Origin of the sequence: Rhodococcus sp. CX, from assembly GCF_015865005.1 — a bacterium.
Lineage (GTDB): Bacteria > Actinomycetota > Actinomycetes > Mycobacteriales > Mycobacteriaceae > Rhodococcus.
This window is the reverse complement of the sequence record NZ_JADZGH010000075.1, coordinates 33,303-43,668: the sequence shown is the minus strand read 5'-3', so window position 1 is coordinate 43,668 and position 10,366 is coordinate 33,303. Positions and strand designations below refer to the sequence as shown.

The 10,366-nt window shown below is 64.1% G+C and carries 9 protein-coding genes; 3 read left to right on the top strand and 6 right to left on the bottom strand.

Going from position 1 to position 10,366, the window contains the following annotated elements:
* The 5 genes from I0Q12_RS32410 to I0Q12_RS34830 form a co-directional block, all read right to left on the bottom strand.
* On the bottom strand, positions 1–206 hold a 206-nt coding region (locus tag I0Q12_RS32410), incomplete at its 3' end, for an acyl-CoA thioesterase domain-containing protein (RefSeq protein ID WP_231610285.1).
* 89 nt (positions 207–295) lie between these two features.
* Positions 296–1,300 (bottom strand): acyl-CoA dehydrogenase family protein, encoded by a 1,005-nt coding sequence (locus I0Q12_RS08485; RefSeq protein WP_197251506.1) that lies wholly within the window; start codon positions 1,298–1,300, stop codon positions 296–298.
* Positions 1,300–2,475: an acyl-CoA dehydrogenase family protein gene (locus I0Q12_RS08480; RefSeq protein ID WP_197251505.1), complete on the bottom strand. Its 1,176-nt coding sequence runs from the start codon at positions 2,473–2,475 to the stop codon at positions 1,300–1,302. The genes I0Q12_RS08485 and I0Q12_RS08480 overlap by 1 nt, the downstream gene beginning before the upstream one ends.
* Positions 2,475–3,680, bottom strand: a complete 1,206-nt coding sequence (locus I0Q12_RS08475; RefSeq protein WP_197251504.1) for a thiolase family protein — start codon at positions 3,678–3,680, stop codon at positions 2,475–2,477. Before I0Q12_RS08475 ends, I0Q12_RS08480 begins: the two co-directional genes overlap by 1 nt.
* Complete coding sequence (locus tag I0Q12_RS34830) at positions 3,677–4,303, bottom strand: OB-fold domain-containing protein (RefSeq protein WP_307846121.1); 627 nt, start codon at positions 4,301–4,303, stop codon at positions 3,677–3,679. The genes I0Q12_RS08475 and I0Q12_RS34830 overlap by 4 nt, the downstream gene beginning before the upstream one ends.
* A 238-nt stretch (positions 4,304–4,541) precedes the next feature.
* On the opposite strand from I0Q12_RS34830, the gene sucB reads away from it, so the two are divergent.
* Complete coding sequence (sucB, locus tag I0Q12_RS08465; RefSeq protein WP_231610284.1) at positions 4,542–5,912, top strand: 2-oxoglutarate dehydrogenase, E2 component, dihydrolipoamide succinyltransferase; 1,371 nt, start codon at positions 4,542–4,544, stop codon at positions 5,910–5,912.
* 104 nt (positions 5,913–6,016) lie between these two features.
* Complete coding sequence (locus I0Q12_RS08460) at positions 6,017–7,363, top strand: SRPBCC family protein (RefSeq protein ID WP_197251503.1); 1,347 nt, start codon at positions 6,017–6,019, stop codon at positions 7,361–7,363.
* 374 nt (positions 7,364–7,737) lie between these two features.
* Here I0Q12_RS08460 and I0Q12_RS08455 read toward each other — a convergent pair whose 3' ends face one another.
* Complete coding sequence (locus I0Q12_RS08455; protein WP_197251502.1) at positions 7,738–8,277, bottom strand: MarR family winged helix-turn-helix transcriptional regulator; 540 nt, start codon at positions 8,275–8,277, stop codon at positions 7,738–7,740.
* Between the two features lie 244 nt (positions 8,278–8,521).
* On the opposite strand from I0Q12_RS08455, the gene I0Q12_RS08450 reads away from it, so the two are divergent.
* Entirely contained in the window at positions 8,522–10,207 is a 1,686-nt protein-coding gene (locus I0Q12_RS08450) for a pyruvate, phosphate dikinase (RefSeq protein ID WP_231610283.1), read from the top strand.
* Positions 10,208–10,366 lie beyond the last annotated feature (159 nt).

Here is a 10,366-nt window from a genome sequence, read left to right as displayed (position 1 = left end):
GCCGAGCCCGGGCGAAGGAAATAGGCGTGCAAGCTGTGCGCGGCTCGGCCGTCCACCGTTTGTGATGCCGCCATCAGTGCTTGTGCTGCCACCAGACCGCCGAACGTACGCTCGGCGCCGTGACTGTCCGGCGTCCCTTGAAATTCGTCCTTTCGGAGGAGTGATACCTGCAACAGGTCGAGTACCTGGTCCAGTGTTTCCGCCAAGTGAATACACCTCCGGATCGTCCCGCGTGAATCGGCTGCGGTTCGGTGCACCGCTCACGCGGGACTACGGTTGTTCGGCTTTCTCCGAATCAGAGCGCACCGATGACCGGCATGGTGCCCGCACGCAGTGCACCACCCAGTTCGGTGCGAAGGGTCGCGGTCGTGCCGAGAAGCTGTTCGAGAATCAGGCCACGACGGAGGAAGGTATGGAAAGGGTGTTCCCACGTGAAACCCATGCCTCCGAGATACTGTTGGCAATTCTCCGCAGCGCTCCGGAAGAACCTGCCTGCCAGCAACTTTGCCATTGCGGCGGCCTCGGGGTCGCTTTGCTCCCATCCGGCGACGACTGCGAGCTCGGCGGTCTCCTGCCAGACACGGGTGTCGGCGAGACCATGCTTCACGCTCTGGAAACTGCCGAGGGCGCGTCCGAACTGTTTGCGGGACGCCACGTGTTCCACAGCCAGGGCGAGCATTTCGCGTGAGAGCGCAGTCAGTTCCTGGGCGACAAGCAGGCGGGCGGTGCGCACCGCGTGTGTCCAGAGCCGATCGGCCTCGACACCTGTGGCGACCACGGCGCCGACTGCGAACCCGGAGATGTGAACCCAGCCCGAGTGCGGCTCGATTGCGGTCGGGGTTTCCGACAGCGATCCGATTCGGTCCTGATCCTCGACCGCCACGATCACGAGTGCGTTTCCGTCCGTGGCGGGGACGAGAAGGGTGCCGGTGGGTCGTGCGTCGGTCGAGACCGTCCCGGCGACGGCGATGGTGGCTCCGTCGTCGGAATGTTCGTCCAGTGTCGCCGGCGGATCCATGGAGCCGACCCGAGGTAGTAGAAGCCGGACAGGCTCAGAGCTGTTCGAGAAGACCGAAGTACCGAGGTCGAGTCCGGCGGACAGGGAGTCGTTGAGGATGGAGAAGCGCGGCAGCAACCGTCCCTGAAGATCGGCGACCAGAGTGATTGCGGTCTGCGGATCTTCGCCGAGAAGGTCGTGCCAACCGAATTCGTCCAGTGCATCGGGCCACGAGTCGGGGGATGTGGCGGTCAGGACCTGTTCGAGGCTGTCGCGCAGGAGTCTTGTCTCTTCGTGGTCCATCATTTCTCCCGTGGCAGGCCGAGGATGCGTTCGCTGATGATGTTGCGCTGGATCTCTTTTGCGCCGCCGTAGATCGAAGAGGCGCGCGAGTACAGATAGTCGGTGCGCCAATCGCGTGCTGTGCGGTCGGTTTCGACGAGAAGAGTCTCCGGTAGTGCGGTCAGAGCGGTATCGAACAGGAACTTCTCGGCTGTCGACATCACGTACTTGTCGAAGGAAGGAAGCACGCCGAGATCCTCACCGGCGTTCAGTGCCCGCAGCGTGCGTCGCGACAGCAGTCTCAGCGCACCGACCAACTCGAATGCTTCGCCGAGCTGGACGGGATCCAGGTCGGGCGCTTCGACGACGAGACGTTCGAGGCGCCACCGCATCCAAGCCTGCCGCTGCCAAGCAGCCGCACCGCGTTCGCAACTGAGTATGAACATGGCGACTTCCCAACCATGCCCGACCCCACCGATCGTGCGCGATTTCGGCACGCGGACCTCGTCGAAGAACAGGCTCGAGAAGTCCGCCTCGCCGGTGATCGCGGTGAGCGGACTGACGGTGATGCCCGGAGTGTTCATGTCCACGAACAGCGCGGTGATTCCACGGTGTGCTGAGTCGGGAGTGCCGGTGCGAGTGAGCAGTAGACAGCGATCGGCGAACTGGGCCCAGCTGGTCCAGATCTTCTCACCGCTGACGATCCAGTGGTCGCCGGCATCGACAGCCTTCGTTCTGAGGGAGGCGAGATCGCTGCCGGCACCAGGCTCGGAGAAGCCCTGGCACCAGCTTTCGTCCCCGCGCAGCAGGCGTGGCAGGACCTGCTCGCTCAGATCCGCCGGTGCGAACCGTGCGACCGCCGGTCCGAGGACCTCCTGTGTTGCGAAGGAGAACGGCGGCGGATATCCGGCGGCTGCGAGTTCTTCACTGACGACTGCGCGCAGGATCAGGGCGCCGCCGAGCCCTCCGAGCTGCTGTGGCCAACCCATACGAATCCATCCGGCGTCGTAGAGCTCGCGCTGCATCGCCGAGAGGGTAGCGAATATGCCTTCCACATCCGTGGGCAGTTCGGTGAACCTTTCGAGCGAATCGGCTCGCTCGATGAGCCAGCGACGAAATGCACCACGCACTTCGTCGATCGTCATGTCGGCATGGGGCTCGATCACCGCAGTCGGGTCCGACCGGATTGCGCTCATCAGCTGCTCCGTGCCTCGAGGACGTGTACGGCACAGGCCGACGCCAATCCGATCACGTGGGTCAGTCCGACCTTCGCGCCTTCGATCTGACGGTCACCGGCATCGCCAATATCTACGAGGTCGCAACCCATCTGCGTGGCGAGGCCGGTGGCGCCGAGGGGGTGGCCTTTCGACAGCAGTCCCCCGGAGACGTTGACCGGCGTCGAGCCGTCGCGCCACGGTGCACCGGAGTCGATGAAGTCACCGGCTCCACCAGGCTCGCAGAGGCCGAGGTTGTCGTAGTGGATCAGCTCCGCTGTGGCGAAGCAGTCGTGCAGTTCGACCAGGTCGAGGTCTTCGGGCCCGATGCCCGCCTGCTCGTACGCGGTGGCGGCGGCCTGGCGGGTCAGGGTGCTGACGTCGGGTTGGACCAGCCCACCTTCGACCCACGGGTCGGAGGTCATCACGGATGCGGAGATCTTCACTGCGCGGCGCCGGATGTCCGGATCCAAGGTGCGCAGCTTGGCATCGGAGACGATCACCACGGCAGCTGCGCCGTCGGTGTTGGGGCAGCACATAGGGAGCGTGTTGGGGAATGCGATCACCTCGGCCCCGAGAATGTCGGCGAGGGAGAACTCCTTCCTGTAGTGCGCGAGGGGATTCAGTACCGAATGGGCGTGGTTCTTCTGCGCGACTCTTGCGAACTGCTCAGCGGTGACGCCGTGGGCGAGTGCGTACTCGGTGCCGGCCTGAGCGAATACGCCGGGCATGATGCCGGTACCGAGAATGCCCTCGGTCTTGAGTACAGATCCATATCGGCCGTTGGGCTGATAGATCTTCTTGGAATCTCGCTTCTTTGCGGCGCCTCCGATCAAACCGGATTTGCCCATCTTCTCGACGCCGACGGCCAAGCCGACATCGGATTCACCAGCCTTGATCGACAGTAGTGCCACGCGCAGTGCAGTGGCACCGGTGGCACATGCGTTGACCACGTTGTAGACGGGAATGCCGGTCTGTCCGATTTGCTTCTGTAGACGTTGTCCGTTGTGGGAGTTGGCTTCGTAGACGTTGCCCATCGTCAGAATGTCCATGTCGTGAATCGACATGTCGGAGTCGCGCAGTGCATCGAGTGCCGCCTCGGCAGCGAGATCGATCAGATCCTTGTCCGGGAAGCGTCCGAACGTCGTCATCGACGCGCCGATGATCCAGATATCGCCGTTGCTCACTGCTGCTCCTTCACTGGAACGTATCCGAACGCGATAGCTTCGGTACCGTCGTCGTCGACGCCGGCGACGAAGGTCGTCAGGCGAACAACAAGGCCGGAAGTGATGTCGTCGAGGTCGGTGTCGAGCAGGTTCGCTTTGACGACACCGCCCCCATCGAGGTCGACGATCACCGAGATGTACGGCACCGGCACCGAAGGGGCAGCTCGGTGTACCTGTGTGTAAGCGCGCACTCGACCGCTGTTCGCCAGTGCCTTGGAGGTGAACTCCCTGGCACCGCAGTGTGCACATGCGTTGCGGCGGTCGAAGAAGAGTGCGTTGCACCCTACGCAGGTGTGGGCTTGGAGATAGGGGGGGTCGGCGAGTACCAGGTAGTCGACGACCGGAATCCGTCCCGGCATGTTCCTCTGTCCATTCGTCGCGTTTGCCTCGGGTGAGACCTCATAGGTAAAACTCGATGAAGAAATAGTATAGCAATAGAGTTTATTTGGGCAACCAAGGCTTGGGTCGCCCGTTCGGGCCGAGATGTCGTCGGAGTGGTTCGGCACCGCCCGAGTGGTGATCGGTCGCGGTGAGGTGCTCGAGGGGCCGACAATGCGTAGGAACATCGTCGAGATGGGTTCCATTGTCGTTCCGCGTCTTTGGAAGAGAGGTGGGGAGCCGTGCCGCGCTCTGCTGCAAGGGCGAGGTGGAGGTCCGGAGCTGCCGGCGTGCATCGAAAGGTGCCGTGTTGTCGAGGAGTTGGTTCAGTGCAAGACTATTGAGAGCCCGGCACCGGGTTCCCGTGTTCTGTCCCGGGTTCGACGCAGTCGTAGTAGCCGGACGCAGTCGTGGTAGCCGATCGAACCGACCTATGAGGAACTGATGTCAACAGTCGAAAGTATCGCGATCACCCTGGTGACGATGCCCGCGCTCGGCGAATCCGTCACCGAAGGCACCGTCACCCGCTGGCTCAAGGCCGTCGGCGACGAGGTCGCGGTCGACGAGCCCCTCCTCGAGGTCTCCACCGACAAGGTCGACACGGAAATCCCGTCCCCTGTCGCCGGCATCCTCCTCGAGATCAACGCCCAGGAAGACGACACCGTCGAGGTCGGCGGACAGCTCGCCGTCGTCGGCTCCGGCGCACCCGCCGCAGCAGCACCCGCCCCCGCGGCACCCGCTCCGGCCCCGGCAGCTCCGGCCGCACCTGCTCCGGCCACCCAGGCTCCCGCGGCTCCGGCTCCGGCGCCCGCGCCGGCTGCGCCGAAGCCCGCTGCGGCTCCCGCGGCTCCGGCTGCGGCCGCACCCTCGGGTGAGGCGACGCCGTACGTGACCCCGCTGGTCCGCAAGCTCGCCGCCGAGAACAACGTCGACCTGTCGACCGTCAAGGGCACCGGTGTCGGCGGACGTATCCGCAAGCAGGACGTGCTCGCCGCGGCCCAGGCTGCGAAGGCTCCCGCCGCTGCCGCCCCGGCCGCTGCGGCGCCGACGGCGCCGGCGAACGCCCCGGGTGTCCGCCCCGAGCTCGCGAAGCTGCGCGGCACGACCCAGAAGGTCAACCGCATCCGCCAGATCACCGCGGTCAAGACCCGCGAATCGCTGCAGAGCACCGCGCAGCTCACGCAGACCTTCGAGGTCGACGTCACCAAGATCGCGCAGCTGCGGGCGCAGGCGAAGAAGTCGTTCGCCGAACGCGAGGGCGTGAACCTCACCTTCCTGCCGTTCTTCGCGAAGGCCGTGGTCGAGGCGCTGCGGGTGCACCCGAACATCAACGCGTCCTACGACGAGGCCAAGAAGGAGATCACCTACCACGCTGCCGAGCACCTCGGCATCGCCGTGGACACCGAGCAGGGCCTGCTCTCCCCGGTGATCCACAACGCCGGTGACCTGACCCTCGGCGGCCTCGCCCGGGCGATCGTCGACATCGCCGACCGCGCCCGCAACGGTGGGCTCAAGCCCGACGAGCTGGCCGGTGGCACGTTCACGATCACCAACATCGGCAGCCAAGGCGCGTTGTTCGACACCCCGATCCTGGTTCCGCCGCAGGCGGCGATGCTCGGCACCGGCGCGATCGTCAAGCGTCCGGTCGTCGTCAAGGACGAGGCGGGCAACGAGTCGATCGGTGTGCGGTCGATGTGCTACCTGCCGATGACCTACGATCACCGCCTCATCGACGGCGCCGACGCCGGCCGCTTCCTCACCACGGTCAAGCACCGTCTCGAGGAGGGCGCGTTCGAGGCCGATCTCGGTCTGTAGGCCGCCATACGAGGTAATCGCGAACAGGACTTTAGTCTACTAGTAGATTATCTATTTGGCGAGTAACCTATGGGCTGAACTCGTGGAGAATACGGAGGGTGGCTATGGGTGAGAGGCTGGACGTCGGAGGGCGCAGGATCTCGTATCAGGACGTGCTGGACCTGGACACCAAGGAGGTGCCCAAGCACATCCGGCAAGAATCACGGGGTCGCTTCGACTTCGACGAGTCCGGGATCGATCGGTACATCTCACGGGAGTGGCACGACCGCGAGAAGGAAAAAGTGTGGAAGAGGGTGTGGCAGCTCGCTTGTCGTGAGGAGCAGATTCCCGAAGTCGGCGACCATTTCGTGTACGAGATCGCCGGATTCTCCTACCTCCTCATCCGGAGCGCGCCGGACAAAATTCGGGCATATCCGAATGCTTGTCCCCACCGAGGTCGGCAGTTGAAAGACTTCGCAGGGCGGTGTTCGGAAATCCGGTGTTCTTTTCACGGAATCGCCTGGGAGCTCGACGGTCGGCTGAAGCAAATCCCTGCCGAGTGGGAGTTCCCGCACGTGCGCAAGGAGGAGTTCGGGCTTTCCGCTGTCAGCGTCGATACCTGGGGCGGTTTCGTATTCGTCAACCCGGATTCTGACGCGGAGCCGCTCGAGAAATACCTCGGGGAGCTGCCGGAGCACTTCGCGAAGTGGGGGATGGAGGACCGCTACCTGGAAGCGCATGTCTCCAAGCTGCTTCGCTGCAATTGGAAGGTAGCTCAAGAGGCCTTCATGGAATGCTGGCACGCTGCCGCGACGCATCCGCAGACGGTTCCCTATGCGGCATTCGGGGTGTGCCAGGTCGACGTGTACGAGAACTTTTCGCGTTTCATCACTCCGTCGGAGGTGGTGGGCCCGATGCTCCCGTGGGATCCCACGACCGAGGAGATGTTGCGGGCGACGATGGACATCAGGGTCGACGAGCCGTTGCCGGTGCAACTCGAACCAGGGGAGAGCGCACGGTCCTTCATAGTCCGGACCACTCGTGAGAAGTGGCGGGCGTACCTCGGAGACGACATCGATGAGTGGGCCGATTGCGAGTTGGTGGACAACTTCACCTACACCGTGTTTCCGAACATCATGCCGTGGGGTGGAGTTCACAAGATCTGCTATCGGTTCCGGCCCAACGGAGATGATCATCGCACCTGCATCATGGATGTCTTCTACGTGTCGCCCTTCGTCGGCGAGCGTCCGGCGCCGGCCCAGGAGGTCCGGCTGGGCTTCGATGATCCGTTCAGTGGTGTGCCTGCGCTCGGAATAGTCGGGAAAATCCTCGACCAGGACTGCTTCAACATGGAGAAGGTGCAGTTCGGGTTGGAGACGGCAACGAAGCAGACGGTGACATTCGCGGCCTACCAAGAAGACAACCTGAAGTGGATGCACCAACTGATGGACCGGTACATGGAGGCCGACTGATCATGCAGGGATTGCAGCATCCGTACAGCCGCGCGCTGTACGAACCGGACGGCGCCGGCAGAGCACGCGTCACACGGCGCGACGGCAGCGTCGGCGTGTACACCCACGAGGGGCGTTGGATCGAAGGTGAGAGGTTCGATGTGGACCCGCACCTGTGTGGATGGATCTGTAGTCCACGGAGCGTGCATCGGGTCATGAACACGGCGTCACATTGAAAACCCGGCTCATCCCCCGTAGTTGACGAGGCGGGATCGAGGGAAGGGGCCGCAGCACCTCAATCGTGTGCAGGCCTCACACTTCCCTCGATCTCCGTCGAGATCGCCGGCCTGAGCGATGCGTCCCGTGCACGTCTCTCGGCTCGGCAAACGCCGATGTCAGCGGGACTTCGTCTGGGTGTCGCCGACGGTATCCCGCATGGCGGTGAGTGCAGCGAGAAGGACTTCCACCATCTGCGGTGTACTACTCGGCATGCCGAAGCCGGTCTCGCTGAGGGCTTCGGTCGCCGTAGTGACGAGCTCTCTTCCCTCGTCGGTGATGGTGACGCAGGTAGCGCGGCGATCGGTCGGGTGGGGACTGCGATAGAGCAAGCCGCGATCTTCGAGGCGGTCCGTGGCCAGCGTCGCGGTCGTGGCATGCACGAGCAGGTTGCGCGCAAGGCTGGAAATGAGGCGGGTACCCGACTCGGACAGCAGCAGCGTCATCAGCATCAGGTAGTCGGTCAGATTGAGGCCGTGCTGTTTGAGCTCGGCCTCGACCCTGTCGACCACGATCCGTTCGAACCGGAGTAATGACGTGAGTGCCAGGAAGCGGCGAGGGTCGCCGGTCAGTTCCTGCTGTTCCCAGTAGTGAGCCGCCCATTCGACGGGATCGGTGATGTCGGGGAGTTGCCCCTTCGTCTTTTTCTTGGCTGCCATCGCCTCTCCTCGGATCACTTGGGGCCGGCAGCCCCTCCATTTCAGGGTGCACACACTCTAGCAATCGACAGACTATGCCTAGATCGGCTACGGCGTCCTGCCGAAGGGTACGGCTGGAAGCGATCTTGCATTCTGCCTAGTGCAGGCCTCGGTTGCGCGGCGGCAACCCCAGCTCGAGGTGGTCATGGGCGTAAGTGCGGGTGGACATGTGACACGCGTCTCGCTATATTTAGTCTAGATCTAGATGATCTACGATCAGACTGAATTGGTGGAGCCCGGGTGCAGGGACGCAACCCTGAAGGTGGTGCTTCGACCGCCGACGGATCCCGAAACCAACCGGACAGCTCCGCCAGAGGGACTCGACGCGGCGTCGGGAGACGTGACCGCTTGCCACGCTGTCTGTTTCGTGTCCCACGACGAAGCGATCCCGTTCCCGGAACCTCAACCGGGCGGAGGAAGCGGCTGCAGGCCGCACTGTGATGGAGGCGTAGGAATGTCACTGATCTGGCTGGGCGAGCAATCCGACTTGGACCGCACGCTCGTCGGCGGTAAGGCTCGCAGTATCAACCGCATGCTCAATCTCGGCCTTCCCGTGCCACCCGCATTCGTGCTCTCCACCGAGTTCTGTGCCGACGTGGTCGCCAATGACGGGCAACTCACCGAAGCCGCAGAATCGGCGCTGCGAGAGGGCCTCACGAGACTCGAGAAGGAAACGGGCCGGTCCCTCGGAGGGCGTACAGCCCGGCCGCTGCTGGTATCGGTGCGCTCCGGCGGGGCGCTGAGCATGCCCGGCATGATGGACACCGTCCTCAATCTCGGAATCAACGACGAGATCGAGGGCAAACTCGCCAACCGGACCGGTGACGCAGCGTTCGCGGCCGACACCCATCGGCGTTACCGCGAGCAGTTCACCAAGGTCGTAGGCTCCGAACCCACGGGAGAGCCCTGGGAGGACTTGAAATCGGCTGCCGCGGCGGTCTTCCGCTCCTGGTGTTCGCCGCGTGCAGTCTCGTATCGCCGGCACCACGGCATCGGTGAGGACGGAGGCACGGCAGTCACCGTGCAGGCCATGGTCTTCGGCAATCTCGACGACGACTCCGGTACCGGCGTGCTGTTCTCCCGCAATCCGATGACCGGCGAGGCTGCCCCGTATGGAGAATGGCTCCCCCGGGGCCAGGGTGAGGACGTTGTGTCCGGACGCCATGACGCGCTTCCACTCGACTCCCTCGCCCGTCGAATGCCGGAGGTGCACGCGGAGCTGCTGGAAGCGGCTCGCACGCTGGAACTCCTGGGCAAGGATGCGCAGGACATCGAATTCACGGTACAGAGCGGGAAACTCTGGCTCCTCCAGACCCGCGCGGCCAAACGCTCGCCGCAGGCATCGGTCAGGATCGCACTCGGCCTCCAGCAGGACGGCATCATCAGCCGACAGGAAGCGGTCGGTTTGGTCACGCCGGCCCAGCTCGAGGCTGTGCTGCGACCCCATATCGACTCCGCAGCCCGGGCCGAAGCAACCGTCCTTGCCAGTGGAGTGCCCGCCTGTCCGGGAGTCGCATTCGGCCGGGTTGTCGGCTCTTGCGAGGAGGCGGAGAGCCTCGCCGACCAAGACATCGCCGTGGTGTTGGCCCGTCCGACGACCGACCCGGATGATGTCTCCGGAATGGTCGTCTCCGATGCGATCATCACAGAGATCGGCGGTTCGACTTCTCACGCCGCGGTGGTGAGCCGGGAGTTGGGCACGCCCTGCGTCGTGGGTTGTGGCCAAGGCGCCCTGGTCGGGCTCGTGGGTCGGGACGTCACGGTGGACGGCACCAGCGGTGAGATCTTCGACGGAATTCTGCCCGTGGTCTCAGGAGAGAGCGAAGAGGGTGCTGCAGCAAAGACCTTGGCAGAGTGGAGCACCGAGCTGACCACGAAGGTGCCGTCGTGACATTTGCAGCAGCCTTCGCACAGGAACGACCGGACGAAATCGCCTTGCGAGATGCCCGGCGCTCCATGACATGGAGCGAGGTCGACGATTTCCTTCGGCCGGCCGTCAACGCGCTGACGCGCACGCCGATGCGGGATGCGCGACGAGTTGCCGTGTTCG